The organism is Gordonia sp. JH63, from assembly GCF_009856645.1.
Taxonomy (GTDB): Bacteria; Actinomycetota; Actinomycetes; order Mycobacteriales; family Mycobacteriaceae; genus Gordonia; species Gordonia hongkongensis.
Genome location: NZ_CP047235.1, coordinates 990,983 through 1,008,795, shown reverse-complemented (window position 1 = coordinate 1,008,795; position 17,813 = coordinate 990,983). Strand labels below are relative to the sequence as shown.

The following is a 17,813-nucleotide window of genomic DNA, read 5'->3' as shown; positions in this document are numbered from 1 at the left end:
ACAACCACTGCCGGGCCGCCTCGCTCGCACCGCAGTACCTTTCATTCCTCGGCGAAGCCGGGGTTGCAGCCTGCGCCGACCATGTCCTCCTCGGCGACGACCGGCCGGCCGGGTTCGAGGTTCCAGCTGGGCTTCTCGGGTTCGACGATGCGGGCGAACCGCCAGTGGCAATCGAACTGGGCCTGCATTCCGGGGGTGTCGGCGGTGGGGTCGAGAGCGACGACCTCCGCCCACGCGGCGGCCATCGCGCCGGGGTCGGTGGTGTAGCGCCCGGAATTCGTGGGGAACACCGAGAGGCTCGGACCGACGTCGGTGTCGGTCCACTCGGTCCGCTCGATGTACGGCGGGCGGTAGACGATCGTCGGCGCGCTCTCGGTGGGCGAGTACGGGCCCGATGAATACGGGGTGGGCGACGGGCTCGTCGTGCTCGAGCCGGTCGTGCTCGGACCCGGTGCTCCGGGGTCGACCGCGTCTGTCCCGCACGCGGACAGGACCGCGGCGACGGCCAGCGCGCCGGCCGCGGCGCACCACCGCCGCCGCCCTCCGTCTGTCACTCCCGCACCCGCCCTGCGCAACCCCGTCGACATACCGACACCCTAGGTGACGGGTAGCCTGCACCTTGTGGTCCGCCGGCGCACGCACAAGCGGGCGGTCGGGTTGTTCGTCACCGCGATCGCCGTCGTCGTGCTGTGCCTCGCGGGGTGTGCGCGCACCCCCGATCCGGGACCTCCCCAGATCACCCAGTCGCATCGGGCCTCGACCACGCCCACCGGCCTGGTGCTCGACGGAAAACCCTGGTGGCCCGCGGGTTTCAATGCGTATCAGCTCAGCACCGACTGGTCGGTCAACCGCGGCTGCGGCGCCCAGGTCGACGCCGACGGGTACTTCGACAGACTCCCGCCCCGCGCGCTGACCCGATTCAACCTGTACTCGGTCTTCGCCGTCGACAAGCGCAGCGGGCTCATCGATTTCGGGCCGATCGACCGGGTCTTCCAGGCCGCGGCCCGGCATCACCAGATGGTCCTGCCGGTCCTCACCGGAGGCTCGGGCGACTGTGAGGACGAGCGGTTCAAAGAGCGCGACTTCTACGTCGACGGTTGGCAGACCGAGGAGATCGTCGGCGGGCTGACATACGCGGAGTGGGTCGAGATCGCGGTGACCCGCTGGCACGACGAGCCGTCGATCGCCGGCTGGGAACTCGTCGGGGAGCCCGAGGCGAGCGAATGCGGTCCGGCCTCGTGCGACTGGGAGGCGCGAACGTGTCCCGACGATGCCACGACCGTGTTGCGCGCGTTCTTCGACCGCGCCGGCGCCCATCTCCGGGCCTACGACGCCGACCGTCCGATCTTCTCGGGAGTGGTGGGCGGCGACCAGTGCGGCCTCGCGGGCGCGGGTTATGCCGAGGTCCTGGGCTCGGCCGGCGTGGACGTGCTCGACTTTCACGACTACCGCTCCGATGTCGATCCCGAATCGGGGCCCGCGGGCAGCAATCTGCGCGCACGACTGGCGCAGGCTCGCGAGCTCGGAAAACCGCTCGTGGTCAACGAGATCGGGATACACGCCGGCTCATGTGTCTCGATCGCGAACCGGGCCGAACAGTTCGAGACCATCATCGCGCGCCACCGCGACGCCGGGGTCGCCGGCGCGCTGCTGTGGTCCTTCGTGCCGGACCCGCGCGGCGCGCAGTGCTCGTACGACATCGGGTTGCATGACCCGGCCTGGAATGTGGTGCGCGAGAACGCCTCCTGATCGCGTGCGACGGCCCGCTCGGGCTCACACCAGCTGATACAGCCGCCAGTCCGGCAGATCCGCGCCCTGGTTGCGCGCCTCGAGGACGAGAACCCCGATCTGGGCGCCGTTCTCGTAGATGGTCGGATACCGCTGGTTGACCGCGTCGGAGAGTCCCCGACCTTCCGGTGGGACGGTGAGGAAGTAGCGCACACCGCCGCCGACCGGGTCGTTGAGCAGCTGCGCGAAGTCGCGATCCGACGGGATGACGAACTGGCGCGGCCGCTCGGACTGGACCACCACCGCGAAGCCGTACACGGTGTCGCACAACACCGCGCCGTCGGGCAGGTCCAGACCGTCGAGATACTGCGCCAGCGCCCGCTCGGTGGAGAACGACCGCACGATGCGCTGCTCGCCGAGGTACTTCTGGTCCACCGAGTCCGGGCGCGGATCGACCACCGATCCGAGCGCGAACTCCTGGGGCGCGTACTTGGGTGACGTCATCCCGGCGGCGGTGACCGGGATCGCGGTGGCGACCACGACGATCACGATCGTCGCGGCGATCTTGTTACTCCAACGCGAGGCATAGGGGCGGGGCGGCAGAATGTCCGAATGCCTGCCCTCGCGACGCATCGGAACCTGCTGCCGTAGGGGCACAGACAACAGGGCGATGACCGCGGCGAGCAGGACCACGGTCATGTAGAACCGAAGAAAGCCGAACGTCGAACCGCGTGAGTAACCGAAGACCTGAAACGCCAGCACGGCCACGATCAGCAGTGCGGGCAACATCGCCGCAAGCCGATGACGTCGGGCACGGACCCCGATGACTCCGAGAATGAGTATCGGAAGCAGTGGCGCGAGGATGAAGATCTCGGTGAGGGAGAACCCGATCGCATCCCCGGTCGTCGACGACCCGCTACCGCCGGACTGCGCGATGATCGCGGCGTTGCCGTACTCAGAGGTGAACTGCGCGAACGCGTCACCCGTGATGAGCCAGCCCGCCGCCGCCCAGGCGAGGAAGGCCAGTGCGCTGGGCGCCACCACCAGGGTGACGTCGAGGAGCGTGCGCGACACCCGTTTTCGGCGGTCGCGACGTGTGTAGGTCACCCAGCCGACCACGAAGGCCGCGGCCAATGCGGCGGCACCGCCGTCGTAGCGGGTGAGATAGGACAGGCCGAGCGCGATCCCGGCCACCACGAGCTCGTGGACGTCGTCTGAGGAGACCCACCGGATCAGACGACGGGTGGCCCAGGCCAAGAAGAAGAGGTACGGCGCCTCGCTCATCCCGTTCGCGGCATAGAGGACGATCATCGGATTGATCGCATAGAAGATCGTGAAAGTGCCCGCCACGAGCGGACGCAGGCCCTGGTCGCGCGCGATCCCCGACGCCTGCACCACCGATCCGGCCATGAACGCCGACGACATGATCACCGCCGAGAGCGCCTGCGTCGTCATCTCCGGGAACCACGGGGTGAGCGCGGTCAGCGGCAGCTGGACGATGGCGGTCAGCGGGGTGAAGATGAATCCGATCGCCGCGAGATGCGGTGTCCGACTGAACAGTACGCTCTGTGCCGACTGCACCCTCGAGAGCGCGTCGCCGAAGAACAGGTGCACCTCGCTGACGAGGTAGACCCCGATGACGAGGTACGGGATCCACGTCGCGAGGAAGATGAGCACCGAGGCCGGGACACGGCGGGTCACGTCGGCTCCTGCCCGTCGGGATCGGTGTCCGGCGAACTGCTCGTCGACAGACCGTGAAAGGTCTTCTCCCAGTACGACGGATTGACCAGGATCTGCCACATGCCCTTGATGGCGGCGACACTCATCATCAGCCAGTACAGCGGGATGAGAAGGGCCGAACCGAGCAGTTCGCTGCGATCGTCCTCGCGGATCGCGACGAGGTTCATGTACAGCGCCGCCCCGTTGCCCAGCAGCAGCGAGATCAGCGACAGGTAGTAGATGGGTCCGGGGAACAGCTCGGCGACGACCGGTGGCTGTCCGCCGATCCACAGCGCCAGGATCAGCCAGAACACCATGTTCAGGCAGGCGATCACCGGGGTTCCGGCGATCAGCAGCGTGAAGCGCCCGAACGCGACGGGCCCGAGGATGTGCCAGAGCTTGACCGGGTGCCGCATGTGGACGAGCCACGTCTGCATGTAGCCCTTGTACCAACGGGAGCGCTGGCGGACCCAGTTGATGGCATCGACATTGGCCTCTTCCATCGTGACCGAGTCGAGCACCAGGGTGCGGTATCCGTGGTCGGCGATGCGGACCCCGAGGTCGGCGTCCTCGGTCACGTTGTAGGGGTCCCAGGCGCCGATCGTGTCGAGAACATCGCGGCGGAAGTGATTCGACGTGCCGCCCAACGGGATCGGCGCGCGGCTGACCATCATGCCCGGCAGCAGGAAGCCGAACCAGATGCCGTAGTCGGCCGTGAACCACTCGGTCAGCATGTTGTCGCGCACGTTGTGGAAGCTGAGCTTGCCCTGCACGCAGACCACCGAGTCGTCGCCGGAGTTGTTCAGCACGTACACCGCCCGACGCAACTGCAACGGGTCGGGTTTGTCCTCGGCGTCGAAGATGGTGACGATGTCGCCGGTGGCGAAGTGCATGCCGTAGTTGCAGGCCTTCGGTTTGGTCCGCGGCTGTGCCGGGGGTGTCAGGACGACCGTGACGATCCCGTTCTCCTCCACCCCGCGCGCCGCCTCGATCGTCGGCTCGTCGTCCTCTTCCAGCAGCAGCAGGACCTGGAGCTTGTCCCGTGGGTACTCGATCGTCTCCATCGCGGCCACCAGTTGACCCACCACCTCCGGCTCGCCGTAGGCCGGGACGAACACGGTGTAGGCGGGCAACTCGTCGTCGGGGATGGACCGGGCGTCCTCGTCGGAGACGCGGATGGCACCGTTGACCAGCCCCCGCCGGAAGATCACCAGGCGGTCGGCGAGGGTCACCACGTATCCGATCGTGGCGATCGAGACCAGGGTGGCGCAGGTCCCGACCGGTTCGATCACCATCGCGACGGCGATGATGCCGAGCAGCGCGGACCCGATGATCTTCTGAATCCGGCTGAAGGCCACCGAGGCCGACATGTCCTCGTCGGCGTTGCGAAGGCGGTTCACGGCGTCTTCGAGGGCCTGCGCCCGGTAGTCCGGGTCGGCGAGCAGTTCGGCCACCGGACGCGTCGGTCTCGTGCTGCGCGCGACCCCCGGCTTGTCGGCGGCTGCGGCGTGCCCGGGGCCGGCCTCGTCGATGCTCATGCACCGGCCCCCCGAGCGGCCCCGAGTTGGGCCCGGATGAGCTCCCCGGCCAGGCCGATGAGCAGGGCCTCGTCCTTGAGTTGCGGGTCGGTGTCCAGCAGGACCGAGTTGCCCCGCAGCAGGATCGTCATCAGTGAGTTCATGTTCGCCAGGATCGTGATGCGCGGCTCCGGGAAGTAGGCCTCGGGCTCGTGGTTGTCGACCGCCCACAGCATGACCTGCTGGGTGCGGTTGCCGTTGTTCCATCGCCAGGACAGCACCGTGTAGGTCAGGTAGCGCTCGTCGTCGACGACACTCCACACCCGACCCCGGACCCCGTTCGACAGGTCCACCTCGATCGGAAGGCTCGTGCGTTCGTTGGACAGGTCGTATCGGAAGATGTCCGGGTAGACGTCGAGGACGAGTGGCCGCCTGCTGTCGACGCTGTCGACGACCACCCGCCGGGGACGCGCGAACTTGTCGTAGGCCCGGTTGCCGCGGGTCTGCACCAGGACCTGGCGGATCAGCACGGACCCCGGCCCGTAGAGGCGTGACACCCACCCGTAGACACCCAGGGACTCCTGCCGCCAGCCGACCGGGACCACGAGCGGCTCACCGATACCGAGCTGCGGATAGCGATTGCTCTGGTAGTTGCTACCCACCGGCGGGGTGGGGCACAGCGCCAGCAGGACCGCCACGAGCAGCACCACCAGACCCGGCCGGCCCACGAACGGGACTTTCGGCGGACTGATCCGGCCGGCCTCGGGCGGCGACCACTGCCGGCCGCCGCGCCGCCGATAGTCGACCAGCATGTAGGCCGACGTCGCGAGGGCCGCGATCAGGCCCGGGTAGGGCACGACGATGTTCCGGGGCGCGCCGAGCGCGTCGAACACGAACAGCGCGACCAGGCCAACCGCACCGGCCAGCAGCGCCGCGAGCAGCTTCCGCCGCCACGTCCGACCCACCGCGATCGCGGTCGCGGCGACGGCCATCAGCACCACCACGAAACCGGCGGCGAGCGACGTCCCACCCATGATCAGCACGACGGCGCGGACCGGCGGCGGGAAGATGAGCACCAACAGCAGCCACACCCACCGGTAGCGGGAGACCGGACGCAGCCCGAAGAGCAGAACCGCGGCGCCGAAGACGAACAACCACAGGGCGAGCAGATCCATGTGGGTGGTGAGGTACGCGCGCGCATAGCGCGGGTTGACCAGATACTTCATCGCCAGCGCGAGGATCAGCACCACGATGCCGACGATGACGTCGGTCTGCCGGTCGTAGATCGGCAGTTCGTCGACGGTGCGCCACGACACCCCGATCACGGCGATCAGCGCGAGGACGACCAGCACCGGGACGTAGAGGATGAGCGTCTGCGCCATCAACTCGTCGACGATCGCGACGATGGTGTTCCAGAACCCCAGGGCCGTGCACCCGATCAGGAACAGCCACCGGGCCGCCACCAGCCACTCCGGGTGATCGACGAATGCGGGGTGCGGCGTCTCGGGCTTGCGGCGCGTGACGACGCCGACGAGCGTGGCGACCGCACTCGTCGTGCCGGCCGACCCCGAATCCGGGGTCGACGGTTCCGGGTTCTGCGCCGTGGTCGTCGCGGGAGCCTCGGGCACGCCGGTCAGCTCTCGGCGGTCCGTTGGCGTCGACGGCGCAGGATGAGGGTCGCGGCGACGGCCGCCACCACGACGATGCCGACCCCGACGACCGCGAACGCCACCCAGGAGGTGTCGCCGGTCGACGATTCCGGCTGCTGCACATCGTCATCGACCACGGGCACCGGCTCCTGGCCGGACACCTGCAACAAGGCGTCGCCGTTCAGCGACGGCCAGCGATCGGGATCGGCGGCCAGCCAGTCGAGCAGGGCGTCGAGATCGGCGGCGGCGTTCGTCGATGTCGCGACCAGCACCGACCGGCCGGCACCACGGGCAACCTGCAGCGAACCGAAACGCACGGTCGGCGACAGCAGCACCTCGGCGCGGCGGCCGTCGGGATTGAGCACCGAGACCGTGCCGCCGTCGGCGGTCACCGGCAGCGACAGCTCGGGCAATCCCTGGCCGTCCGCGGCGATGACGACCGCGGGGGCCGAGGCCGACATGGCGTCGTCGAGCGGTACGACGTCGACTCCGAGACGCACCGCCGACAGTCGCTGCAGGCCCGACATCAGCGCCACCGCGCGGGCGACGTCGGCGACGTCACCGCGGGTCCAGGCCAACGAGTTCCGCGGCATCAACGCCTGCGGCAACGATGCGAACCCGGATGGTGTCGGTGGGTCGGCGACCTCGGATCGCACCTCACCGGAGGAGTCCAGGCTCAGCGAACTGCGCACTCCCGCGCCACACTGCTCGCCGACGTCGCCGTGGTTGTAGGTGACGGTGACCTCGGTGAAACGCGTCAGCAGATCGGCGGGGATGTCGACCCAGGAGTTGTAGCTGCCGGAGGAGTCGGCGGGCCAGGAGGCGATGACCCGGTCCCCGACGGACACCGCGATCTGGCCGCCCATCGGGGTGTAGGTGCCCTTCAGCTGCATTCGCACGTTCTGAGACGGCCGTCCCAGGCGCGTCTGGTCGACCCCGAACGAGATGGTCGGCCAGCCGGTCGCCGAGACGCGCTGATCCCCCACGCCCAGTTCGGCGAGCGTGGTGACCTCCGGCGCGAGTTGCGGTGCGGCAAAAGGCGGTCCGGCCACGGCCGCGGAGCTGACGGCGATCGACGAGAGATCAGAGGTGAGGAACTCGACCTGGGTCTCCAGGTCGTCCTCGCTGCCGCCTATCCGCAACACCGGCCAGCCTGCACCCGGCCCCAGGCTGAGTCCGTCGGGCAGAGCCGAGTTGATGACGATCTGCCGTTCGAGCGGTTCGATCTCCTCGTCGGGTGCGGCATCGCCGCGCGGCAGCGAGTCCGTCTCGATCTCCACTGTCGCCGCACCGTAATTCGCGATCACGGCGGTCGCGAGCGACACGGCCGCAGCGCCCTCGGCGGGCCGCACGTCGTCGGGGACGAAGATGGTCAGCTTGCGCAGGACCGGCGGCAGGAACTCGGCGACGCTGTTCGGCGCGGCTTCCCGGCCACCGTATGTGACGGTCGCATTCTGGATGCGCAACCCCGAATCGGGGTCGAACAGACACGATCCGGCCGTGCGCAGATAGGTCCGCAGGACGATGTCGGCGGCGTTGCGTTCGACCCGCACGCCGCGTAGCGACAGCGAGATCGGCGAATTCACAGCCGGATTGATCGGCGTCCGCGAGATCAGCCGGCCTTCCTGCAGGACGTCGATGTTGCCGCCGGTGACGAAAGCGGGATACTGCGTGACGCCGCGCAATTCGGTGGGGGCGAGATCCGGCGGTACCGCGAGGGACAGACTCACCTCGCCCTGCTGTCCCGGGAACGCGATGGTCGGCGACGAACCGAGATCGCGAAGGTTCAGCGGCGCAGGCGGATCCCCCGGCGCCGCCTGCGCGGCCGGTGTCGACGGCGCCCCGATCGAGGCGATGCCGGCCAACAGCAGGCCCACCAGCAACAACGCCGGCCCACGGCTACGTCGACAACGCGACTCGCCGCGGGTTTTCCAGGACACGTGCATTCGTCACCCTTCGAGTGACCCCCGTCCCGACCCTCAAACGCCCCGAAGGAAACCTATCCCACGACACGGCTCGGCACATATTTTCACGCGATCGGACCGGTGGGCCGCCCGGTGCGAGTCATCCGTGCCATCTCGATTCGCCAACGATGCCCCGAACCGGCACCCGACTCTGCGACCATGTCCTGCAGGTCGACACGTCCGGCGAGATTCGAGGGAGCGCGATGCGACAGGTTCACGCCGGCGAACGCGTCGACGGCGGCGTCTACGTGGACATCGCCGACGCGACGATCTGGCACTTCACCGCCGGCGAGTCATACGGCCCGCCGATGGTCCTGCTCCACGGGCTGTTCGCGTCGGCGTCGACGTGGGGAACGCAGATCCCCGCCTTCCTCGACGCCGGTCAGCAGGTGTTCGTACCCGAACGGCCCGGTCACGGTCACAGTCCCGACCTCCCCGGCGAGTTCCACCTCGACCGGATCGTGGCACGCACGATCGTCTATCTCGAGACCGTCGTGCGCCGGCCTGCCAATCTGGTGGGATGGGCCGACGGCGGCACCGTCGCCCTGCTCGTCGCCCGGGACCGCCCGGACCTCGTCCATCGGCTGGTGTTCGTCGGCGGATACCTGAACCGTGCCGGCCGGATGGCCGACGAGTTCATCTCCCGGGTGTCTCGCCGCGACCCGGTGACGATGGACTACCTGCGCATCTACTACGACACCACGTCACCGGACGGGCCCGAGCATTTCGAGACGGTCTTCGACAAGGCGGTCCGGATGCTCGCCGCCGAACCGGAGTGCGAGGTCAGCGAATTCACCGGCGTCGAGGTACCGACGCTGGTGGTGGTCGGCGATCGCGGGCTCGTCCGCCTCGAGCACGCGCTCGAGCTGTCGCGGACGCTGCCGGCGGCCCGGCTGGCCGTGATCCCGGGCACCCACATCCTGCCCGTCGAATCGCCCGAGCTGTTCAACCCGCTCGTCCTGTCGTTCCTGGCCGCCGACCCCCCGTCGGTCTGGGAGTTCGGCTGACCCGCTCCCCGACCGAAAGCACGACCTGCCCCTGCTCCCTGATCCGAGAGAACGACATACCCATTGCCCCCTGAGGTGTGAGGAGCGTCAGCGATTGCCCCTTTGATCCTTGAGGTGTGAGGAGCGATAGCGACGAGCCTCGAAGGGCCTGGTGAGACGCGTCTCGGAGCCCTTCGTGGCTCGCTGCGCTCGCACCTCAGGGAGCATAGATGTGGACGCTCACTGTTCTTTCGTGGTCCACGACGGCCGCCAGGCCGCAGTTACTGAGGTGCGAGGAGCGTCAGCGACTGCCCCTTTGCTCCCTGAGGTGTGAGGAGCGTAAGCGACGAGCCACGAAGGGCCTGGTGAGACACGTTGCGAAGCCCTTCGTGGCTCGCTTCGCTCGCACCTCAGGGAGCAGAGATGTGGATGCTGAGGGGTGTTCTCTCGTTGTGCACGACGGCCGCCTAGGCCGGCGAATGCACCCGGTACCACGCCTGGCGCCGCAGGGTGTCCGGGTCGGCCTCGACGTGGTCGGGGTCGTCGAGGACGAGGACCTTGCGGTCGGCGGTGGTGTAGGCGGGCCAGCCGAAACCGGGGTCGCCGGTGCGGGCGAACCCGCCCCAGCGGGTCTGGACGTTCTTGGTGACCCGGCCGGTGGCGGGCCAGTCGGCGAGGGCGAGACCGGCACCCATCGGGGCCCGGTAGGCACCGAACACGCTGAACAGCTCGGTGGCGTGCGTGGCCCCGAAGCCCGTGGCCTCGAGCACCTTCGTCTGGTAGTCGTAGCGGTACACGTAGGTCGGGGCGACGGCGCTGTGCCCGTCGGCGAAGGCGCTCATCGGTGCCCAGAAGATCGAGTCGCCGGCCAGCCGGATGCGATCCCGGTCCCCGTCCTCGTAGTGCGAGGCGATCTCGCGCCGGACCTCTTCGTCCTCGACGCGCATCAGGGTGCGTTCGGCGTCGGGCAGGACGTTCCAGAGTTTGGCGAACAGCTTGCCCTCGTCGCGGTTGCTGCCGATCACGAGCGGCACCGGCTGCGTGAGCCCACCCGCGGCGGCGGCGAGCGGTGACCGCGGCAGCAGATCGCCGTCGACGACGGGCGCGAACGGGATCGCACCACCGGCGGTCTTGGTGGCGAATCGCATCAGCCGGTTCCCCGCCGCCAGCAGCAACGCCGGGTTGGGCGAGGTGAGCAGACGCTGGGCGTGGACCGTGTCGACGGGCGGCTCGTCCCGTTCGAAGGAGGTCGCCCGACGCTGCGGGTCGCGCAACAGCCGGACGAACTCGTCCGCGTAGATCTTCGCCGCGTCCTGCTCGACGATCAGTTCCGGGGCGGGACTCTGCGCGATGGCCTGGTGATAGAGACCGGTCGTCGACGGGGCGGACAGCAGCGAGAGCACCGACGACCCGCCGGCGCTCTCGCCGAAGATCGTGACGTTCTCCGCGTCCCCGCCGAACGCCTCGATGTTGTCCTGGACCCACTGCAGGGCCGCGATCTGGTCACGCAGGCCGACGTTGGAGTCGAACGGACGGTCCTCGGTGGCGAACTGACCGAGGTCGAGGAAGCCGAACGGACCGAACCGGTACTGGATGGTGACGACGACGACGTCCTGGGCACGCGCGAGGAAGGCGCCGTCGTAGAGCGGGGTGGCGGCCGTGCCGAGGATGAACGCACCGCCGTGGATGAACACCATCACCGGTCGCGGAGTCGACGACGCGACGTCGGGCGAGTAGACGTTCAGCGTGAGGCAGTCCTCGGCCATCGGCGCGAACTTGCCCGGGGCGATGGCCGTGAACCGCTTCTCCTGGATGGCCGCTTTGGCCACCTTGGTGCAGTCGCGGACGCCGGGCCAGTCGTGGGCGGGCTCCGGTGCACGGAACCGGCGATGGGCCACCGGCGGTGCCGCGAACGGGATGCCTCGCCAGCTGATGGTCCCCTTGCGCAGCCGCTTCCCCCGGGCGCCCTCGACCACGCCGTTACGGGTGGTCACCTTACTGTCGAGTAATGCCATACCCACCACCGTAGACGAAACGACGACTTCGTCTACCCGCCGCCGCGCACACACCGATCGGGCGGTCCCCGCTGGTCGGCCACCACTACGATGCGCTCATGGGTTCCGGCGCGGCACGCATCGACCTCAACGCCGACCTCGGTGAGGGCATCGGTGACGACGCGGCGATGCTGGGGATCGTCACCAGCGCCAACGTGGCGTGCGGCTTTCACGCCGGCACCCCCGCGCAGTTGCTCGCCACCTGCCGGGCCGCGGTCGACGCCGGGGTCCGGATCGGCGCCCAGGTGTCCTACCCCGATCGCAGCGGCTTCGGGCGCCGGTTCATGGAGATGACGACTCCGGACCTCGTCGCCGACCTGGTGTACCAGATCGGCGCGCTCGACGCCCTCGCCCGATCGGTCGGCGGGGCCGTCACCTACGTCAAACCGCATGGCGCGCTGTACAACACCATCGTCCATCACGAGCAGCAGGCCGAGGCCGTGGTCACCGCGGTCCGCGATGTCGACGCCGGATTGGCGGTCATGGGGCTACCGGGATCGGAGGTGCTGTCACGCGCCCGACGGGCGGGACTCGACACCATCTCCGAGGCGTTCGCCGACCGCGCCTACACCCCGGAGGGCACCCTCGTGCCGCGCGGAACCGACGGCGCGGTGTTGTCGGACAGCGCCGAGATCGCGCGACGGGTGGTCGAACTCGTCACGACGGGCCGGATCGGCGCGATCGACGGAACCCTGATCGACGTCGACGCCGGATCGGTCTGCCTCCATGGCGACACCCCGGGCGCGGTCGGACACGCGCAGGCCGTGCGCGACGCACTCACCGCCGCCGGAATCGTCATCGGCGCGCCACCGGCCTGACCGGCCGGGAGGGATGCTGCCTAGCCGCGTCGCTGGCGGGCGAACTCGGCGAGGACCACACCCGCGGCGACCGAGGCGTTGAGGCTCTCGACGTCGCCGGCCATCGGAATGGACAGGATCGAGTCGCAGCTCTCGCGGACGAGGCGGGAGAGCCCCTTGCCCTCCGAACCGACCACGATCACGGTGGGGCCGCTGCCGTCGTAGTCGTCGGTGGTGACGTCACCGTCTGCATCTAGACCGACCAGTTGCGCCCCGGCGTCGGCCCAATCCTTCAATGTGCGAGTCAGATTGGTCGCGCGGGCGACCGGCAGGCGCGCCGCGGCACCGGCGCTGGTCCGCCAGGCGACGGCCGTCACGCTCGCGCTGCGCCGTGCGGGGATGACCACGCCGTGCCCGCCGAAGGCCGCGACCGAGCGGATCACCGCGCCCAGGTTGCGCGGATCGGTGATGTTGTCGAGGGCGACGAGCAGCGGCGGGGTGCCGCTGGCCTTGGCCTCCGCCATCAGGTCGTCCGGGTGGGTGTACTCGAACTCCGGCACCTGCAGCGCGATGCCCTGGTGCATTCCGTTGGTGGACAGGCGATCGAGTTCGGGTTTGCCGACCTCGAGGATGGAGATCGCCGAGTCGCCGGCGATCTTCACCGCCTCGGCGACCCGCTCGTCGGGCTCGGAGTTGGTGGCGATGTACAGCGCGGTGGCCGGCACGCCGGCGCGCAGGCATTCCACAACCGGATTGCGGCCGAGGACATACTCGGGGCCTTCGTCCCGGGCCCGCGCCCCGCCGCGGCCGGCCGCCGACTTCGACGCCGCCTTGGCTCGCTTGTGGGCCGGATGATACGGCCGGTCAACCGCTTTCGGTGTCGCGCCACGGGCCTCGAGGCCGCGGCGACGCTGACCACCCGACCCGACGGTCTGTCCTTTCTTGGTGCCGTCCTTGCGAATCGCGCCTCTACGCTTGGAATTCCCTGCCATCACGCCTCACCCTTCAATGCCCATTGCGCACCGTCGGGGGTGTCGGTGACCTCGATACCGGCCTGCGCCAGCCGATCCCGCACCGCGTCCGCGGTCGCCCAGTCCTTGGCGACGCGCGCGTCGGCGCGTCGCTGCAATTCCGCCTGCACCAGCACGTCGAGTGCGGAGGTGGTGGCCGACTCGTCGGCGGCACCCGCCCACCGGTCGTCCAGCGGGTCGACGCCCAGAATCCCCATCATCGCGCGGACCGTGGATGCCGCCGCCAGCGCGGCGGCTCCGTCACCGGACTCCAACGCGGTGTTGCCCTGCCGAACCACGTTGTGCACGACCGCGAGTGCGGCCGGGACGCCGAGGTCGTCGTCGAGCGCGGCGGCGAACTCGGGGTCGACATCCCCGACGACCACCTCGCCCACGCGCGCGCCGACCCGGGCCACGAACGACTCGACGCGCCGATAGCCGGCGGCGGCCTCGGTGAGCGCGCCAGACGAGTACTCCAGCATCGACCGGTAGTGCGCGCTGCCGAGGTAGTAGCGGAGCTCGACCGCCCGGACCCGTTGCAGCATCGCGGGGATCGACACCACGTTGCCCAGCGACTTGCTCATCTTCTCGCCACCCATGGTGACCCAGCCGTTGTGTAACCAGTAGCGCGCGAACGCATCTCCCGCACCGTGTGCCTGCGCGATCTCGTTCTCGTGGTGCGGGAAGATGAGATCCATCCCGCCGCAGTGGATGTCGAACTCAGCGCCGAGCAGCGAGGTGGCCATCGCCGAGCACTCGAGGTGCCAGCCGGGACGGCCGGGGCCCCAGGGCGTCGGCCAGGACGGCTCGTCGGGCTTGGCCGCCTTCCACAGGGTGAAGTCGCGGGGATCGCGTTTGCCGGTCCCCGCGCTCTCGCCCTGATGCACGTCGTCGAGCCGGTGTCCGGACAGCGACCCGTACTCCGGCAGGCTCCGGACGTCGAAGTACACGTTGCCGTCGGCGACGTAGGCGTGTCCGCGGTCGATCAGTCGCTCCATGTATTCGATCATCTGGGTGACGAACCCCGTGGCCCGCGGCTCGGCCGACGGCGGCAGGACCCCCAGCGCGCGGTAGGCGTCGTCGAACGCACGCTCGTGGGTGGCCGCCCATTCCCACCACGGCCGTCCCGCGTCCGCGGCCTTCCGCAGGATTTTGTCGTCGATGTCGGTCACGTTGCGCACGAACAGCACGTCGAGGCCCTGGTGGGTCAGCCAGCGCCGCAGGATGTCGAAGGCGATGCCGCTGCGGACGTGCCCGATGTGCGGAACTCCCTGGACCGTCGCCCCGCACAGGTACACCGACGCTTGGCCTGGGTGCAGCGGCACGAAGTCGCGCACCTCTCGGGAGTCGGTGTCATACAGGCGCAGGGTCACGACCGGCAATCCTACCGGACCCTGACCTGGCCACCGACGGCCCGAGCCGCAGGTGCGCGCACCTCACGCAAGGCCACCGGACACGGGCGCATGGCGTTCGGCGCTACGGTGTGCGTCCGCGCGTGCTCAAGGGCCCACGGGCGGGGCCACCTGGAGCAGCGCAGCCCCTACGGGCTCGTGCTGAACGTCGCGGACTAAGCGGAATCGTACGGCGGCATGGCCTGCGACAGCGCGGCGTCCAGCAGCGCGGTGGCCACCGCGGCGATACCCTCGCCGCGGCCGGTCATGCCCAGGCCGTCGGTCGTGGTCGCCGACACCGACACCGGGCCGCCCAGCACGTCGGACAGCACCTGCTGCGCCTCCGCACGGCGCGGTCCGATCTTGGGCCGATTGCCCACCACCTGTACGGCCGCGTTCACCACGCGGAGCCCGTCGGCCTCGATGAGAGTCCGTACGTGCGACAGCATCTGGACTCCCGAGACACCCTCCCACTCCGGGCGACCGGTGCCGAACACGGAACCCACGTCACCCAGACCCGCCGCCGACAGCACCGCATCGCACAGCGCGTGGGCGCCGACGTCGCCGTCGGAGTGGCCTTCACACCCCGGTTCGTCGGGAAAATACAGACCGACCATCCAGCACTCGGCGGACGCGTCGACGCGATGGGCATCGGTACCGATGCCGACCCTCATCGACCACCGACCATGTCGCGCACGATACGCAGGTCCCAGGGCGTGGTGATCTTCATGGCAAGCGGGTCTCCGGGGACGAGGTGGACATCGATTCCGCATCTCTCGACGAGGCCGGCGTCGTCGGTCGCGATACCGGCGTCATCGGCGTGCGCGCGGAGGAGGGCGTCACGGGCGAAACCCTGGGGGGTCTGCACGGCGCGCAACTCCTCGCGGTCGACGGTCCGCGTCACGCGCTCGAGACCGGCCGGGCCGGGCTCGACCTGTTTGAGGGTGTCGACGACGGGAACGGCGGGGACGACCGCCTGATGCCCGGCGCGGATCGCGGCGACGACGTCGGTGAACACCCGCGCGGGGGTGAGTGGTCGCGCGGCGTCGTGCACGAGCAGGATGCCGGCGTGGCCGGCGGCGGCGATGCCGGCGCGCACCGAATCCGACCGGTGAGCGCCACCGGCGACGACGCGCACGCCGGTCAGCAACGCCGATGCCCGCTCGACGAGGTCGGCGGGCACCACGACGACCACGGTCGCCCCCAGCGAGGCGGGGATGTTGTCGACGCATCGCTCGAGGATCGTCCGTCCACCCACGTCCACGAAGGCCTTGGGCACCGGCTCACCGAGCCGGGTTCCCGACCCGGCGGCCGGGATGATGACACAGACTTCTGCGCCGGAAAGCTCCGGCGTAGGGGTCACGAAGAGTCCTGAACCAGGTACGACCGGCGGTCAGGAAGCGGCGGCGAGGACCTCGTCCAGCATGCTGGTGGCCTTCTCGTCGTCGGTGTTCTGGGCGAGTGACAACTCGTCGACCAGAACGCGACGGGCTCGGGTCAGCATCCGCTTCTCACCGGCCGACAACCCACGATCCTGTTCGCGACGCCAGAGGTCGCGGACGATCTCGGCGACCTTGATGATGTCGCCCGAGATCAGCTTCTCCTGGTTCGCCTTGAACCGGCGCGCCCAGTTGGTCGGCTCCTCGGTGTGCGGGGCCCGCAGAACCTGGAAGACCTGATCGAGACCTTCCTGCCCGACGACGTCGCGAACGCCCACGTACTCGAGCTTCGTCGAGGGAATCTGAACGGTCATGTCACCGTCGGCAACCTTGAGAACAAGGTATTCGATCTGCTCACCCTTGATGGTCCGGGTCACGATGTCTTCGACCCGGGCAGCACCGTGATGGGGGTAAACGACGGTGTCGCCAACTTTGAAATTCAATGTTCCTTGCCCCTTTCGAGTGAAGCCAGTCTAGCACGGGCGTTCCGAGGCACCCACCCAACGGTGCAGGTCAACGCGGTGAACAGGTTTCATGACAGGCTCTTGCGAGGTCGCGAGGGGTGCGCGGTGAGGGTGCGCTACCCCACCGGAGCTCCCCGTCGGCCTGGCGCGGGGTACGCCCCACCACGGTGTCGACCGGGCTCCCCGGCACCGCCCGCCGACCCCTGGGACGACGTGGGCACGACCACCCGGCGACCGCTGCGGGGCCGTGGCGCCGGCGACGGCGACAGACCAATCGGGTACCCGGCCGGACTTTTCCGCACCGCGCCCACTACGCTGCGTAGTGCAGGGTTTCGCGCGCTGCATGTCGGCTTCGTTTGACCTGGGAGGATCGGGTGTCAGTGCTATCACTTTCCGCGCGGCGGTCGGCGGTTCGGCCATCTCGCATGGTGACCGCGGTTGCCGCGATCGGCATCGCCGTCGCCCTCGGCACCACCGGCTGCGGTGCGGGTCAGATCTCGCAGACCGCCAATCAGCTGCCCGCGATCAACGGCGCGAACGTCAACTACGACGAACTCGAGCTCCGCGACGTGCAGATCCTCTACCCCGAGAACGACGCATCGACGGTCTTCGGCGACGGCGGACCGTTCGAGCTGGCGTTCGTCATCGCCAACTCCGATCCGCTTGTCTACTACCGCCTCAAGGGGATCAACCCCGAGGAGGGGCAGGTCACCTTCATCGAGGGCGCTGAGGCCGATGACCGCGTCATCCCGCCCAACGGGGCGCTGCGCGGCGGCACCCCGGTCGGCGCCAACGCCGAGTTCGAGAAGCGCCTCAGCGTCGAGCTCGACAACACCGGTGACACGGTCGCGGCGGGTCTGACGACCGAGCTGACGTTCGTGTTCGAGAAGCGCGAGGCCGACGGCCGCTGGGTCGATGCCGGCCAGACCACCGTCGACGCCCCGGTCGACGGCGGCGCCGAGCTCGAGCGCCAGGACGTGGCACGTAACGCCGAGCCGACCTTCTACAACTAGCATCACGGCGACGAGGGCCACGGCGAAGAGGGCTCCGGGGCCGGCACCGGCGAACACGGCGCCGACGGCGAGGGTCACGGCG

Annotated in this window: 14 protein-coding genes and 1 pseudogene; 4 read left to right on the top strand and 11 right to left on the bottom strand. The window is 69.3% G+C overall.

The features are described from left to right. Positions 1-41 precede the first annotated feature (41 nt). Positions 42-587 (bottom strand): DUF2599 domain-containing protein, encoded by a 546-nt coding sequence (locus GR168_RS04565; protein WP_159370144.1) that lies wholly within the window; start codon positions 585-587, stop codon positions 42-44. A gap of 13 nt (positions 588-600) precedes the next feature. Between GR168_RS04565 and GR168_RS04560 the strand changes: the two genes are divergently transcribed. Continuing rightward, positions 601-1,749: a beta-mannosidase gene (locus tag GR168_RS04560; RefSeq protein WP_159370143.1), complete on the top strand. Its 1,149-nt coding sequence runs from the start codon at positions 601-603 to the stop codon at positions 1,747-1,749. Between the two features lie 24 nt (positions 1,750-1,773). Here the strand turns inward: GR168_RS04560 and GR168_RS04555 are convergent, their stop codons facing one another. From GR168_RS04555 to GR168_RS04540, 4 genes are read right to left on the bottom strand one after another with little or no spacing between them, the layout of a single operon-like run. Further along, positions 1,774-3,429 carry a glycosyltransferase family 39 protein gene (locus GR168_RS04555; protein WP_159370142.1) on the bottom strand — a complete coding sequence of 552 codons (1,656 nt, stop codon included), beginning with the start codon at positions 3,427-3,429 and terminating at the stop codon, positions 1,774-1,776. Continuing rightward, positions 3,426-4,985, bottom strand: coding sequence for a glycosyltransferase (locus GR168_RS04550; protein WP_159370141.1), 1,560 nt, complete (start codon positions 4,983-4,985; stop codon positions 3,426-3,428). Before GR168_RS04550 ends, GR168_RS04555 begins: the two co-directional genes overlap by 4 nt. Next, positions 4,982-6,592 carry a hypothetical protein gene (locus GR168_RS04545; protein ID WP_159370140.1) on the bottom strand — a complete coding sequence of 537 codons (1,611 nt, stop codon included), beginning with the start codon at positions 6,590-6,592 and terminating at the stop codon, positions 4,982-4,984. Before GR168_RS04545 ends, GR168_RS04550 begins: the two co-directional genes overlap by 4 nt. 5 nt (positions 6,593-6,597) lie before the next feature. Next, complete coding sequence (locus tag GR168_RS04540) at positions 6,598-8,559, bottom strand: LPXTG cell wall anchor domain-containing protein (RefSeq protein ID WP_159370139.1); 1,962 nt, start codon at positions 8,557-8,559, stop codon at positions 6,598-6,600. 221 nt (positions 8,560-8,780) lie between these two features. Between GR168_RS04540 and GR168_RS04535 the strand changes: the two genes are divergently transcribed. Beyond that, positions 8,781-9,584, top strand: coding sequence for an alpha/beta hydrolase (locus GR168_RS04535; protein ID WP_068972228.1), 804 nt, complete (start codon positions 8,781-8,783; stop codon positions 9,582-9,584). A gap of 446 nt (positions 9,585-10,030) precedes the next feature. Here the strand turns inward: GR168_RS04535 and GR168_RS04530 are convergent, their stop codons facing one another. Further along, complete coding sequence (locus GR168_RS04530) at positions 10,031-11,578, bottom strand: carboxylesterase/lipase family protein (protein WP_159370138.1); 1,548 nt, start codon at positions 11,576-11,578, stop codon at positions 10,031-10,033. 98 nt (positions 11,579-11,676) lie between these two features. Here GR168_RS04530 and GR168_RS04525 point away from each other — a divergent pair, with 98 nt between their 5' ends. Next, positions 11,677-12,435 carry a 5-oxoprolinase subunit PxpA gene (locus GR168_RS04525; RefSeq protein ID WP_055475217.1) on the top strand — a complete coding sequence of 253 codons (759 nt, stop codon included), beginning with the start codon at positions 11,677-11,679 and terminating at the stop codon, positions 12,433-12,435. Positions 12,436-12,455: 20 nt separating this feature from the next. On the opposite strand, the gene rlmB is transcribed toward GR168_RS04525, so the two are convergent. From rlmB to GR168_RS04500, 5 genes are all read right to left on the bottom strand, one after another. Continuing rightward, positions 12,456-13,406 (bottom strand): 23S rRNA (guanosine(2251)-2'-O)-methyltransferase RlmB, encoded by a 951-nt coding sequence (gene rlmB, locus GR168_RS04520; RefSeq protein WP_159370137.1) that lies wholly within the window; start codon positions 13,404-13,406, stop codon positions 12,456-12,458. Continuing rightward, positions 13,406-14,797 (bottom strand): cysteine--tRNA ligase, encoded by a 1,392-nt coding sequence (gene cysS / locus GR168_RS04515; RefSeq protein ID WP_078112993.1) that lies wholly within the window; start codon positions 14,795-14,797, stop codon positions 13,406-13,408. Before cysS ends, rlmB begins: the two co-directional genes overlap by 1 nt. Positions 14,798-14,991: 194 nt before the next feature. Beyond that, positions 14,992-15,489 carry a 2-C-methyl-D-erythritol 2,4-cyclodiphosphate synthase gene (gene ispF / locus GR168_RS04510; protein ID WP_159370136.1) on the bottom strand — a complete coding sequence of 166 codons (498 nt, stop codon included), beginning with the start codon at positions 15,487-15,489 and terminating at the stop codon, positions 14,992-14,994. Then, a complete protein-coding gene (gene ispD, locus GR168_RS04505; RefSeq protein WP_065629174.1) occupies positions 15,486-16,178 on the bottom strand; it encodes a 2-C-methyl-D-erythritol 4-phosphate cytidylyltransferase in 693 nt (230 codons plus the stop codon). Before ispD ends, ispF begins: the two co-directional genes overlap by 4 nt. A gap of 30 nt (positions 16,179-16,208) precedes the next feature. Then, positions 16,209-16,697: a CarD family transcriptional regulator gene (locus GR168_RS04500; RefSeq protein ID WP_004020903.1), complete on the bottom strand. Its 489-nt coding sequence runs from the start codon at positions 16,695-16,697 to the stop codon at positions 16,209-16,211. Positions 16,698-17,098: 401 nt separating this feature from the next. Here GR168_RS04500 and GR168_RS04495 point away from each other — a divergent pair. Beyond that, positions 17,099-17,728 (top strand): annotated as a pseudogene (locus tag GR168_RS04495) (hypothetical protein); the annotation flags it as partial. Positions 17,729-17,813 lie beyond the last annotated feature (85 nt).

Excerpts from the sequence above, each read along its gene's own strand:
- GR168_RS04535 (WP_068972228.1), top strand. The coding sequence starts at position 8,781 with ATGCGACAGGTTCACGCCGGCGAACGCGTCGACGGCGGCGTCTACGTG.
- rlmB (WP_159370137.1), bottom strand. The coding sequence starts at position 13,406 with ATGGCAGGGAATTCCAAGCGTAGAGGCGCGATTCGCAAGGACGGCACC.
- GR168_RS04550 (WP_159370141.1), bottom strand. The coding sequence starts at position 4,985 with ATGAGCATCGACGAGGCCGGCCCCGGGCACGCCGCAGCCGCCGACAAG.
- GR168_RS04565 (WP_159370144.1), bottom strand. The coding sequence starts at position 587 with ATGTCGACGGGGTTGCGCAGGGCGGGTGCGGGAGTGACAGACGGAGGG.
- GR168_RS04540 (WP_159370139.1), bottom strand. The coding sequence starts at position 8,559 with ATGCACGTGTCCTGGAAAACCCGCGGCGAGTCGCGTTGTCGACGTAGC.
- GR168_RS04530 (WP_159370138.1), bottom strand. The coding sequence starts at position 11,578 with ATGGCATTACTCGACAGTAAGGTGACCACCCGTAACGGCGTGGTCGAG.
- ispF (WP_159370136.1), bottom strand. The coding sequence starts at position 15,489 with ATGAGGGTCGGCATCGGTACCGATGCCCATCGCGTCGACGCGTCCGCC.
- GR168_RS04525 (WP_055475217.1), top strand. The coding sequence starts at position 11,677 with ATGGGTTCCGGCGCGGCACGCATCGACCTCAACGCCGACCTCGGTGAG.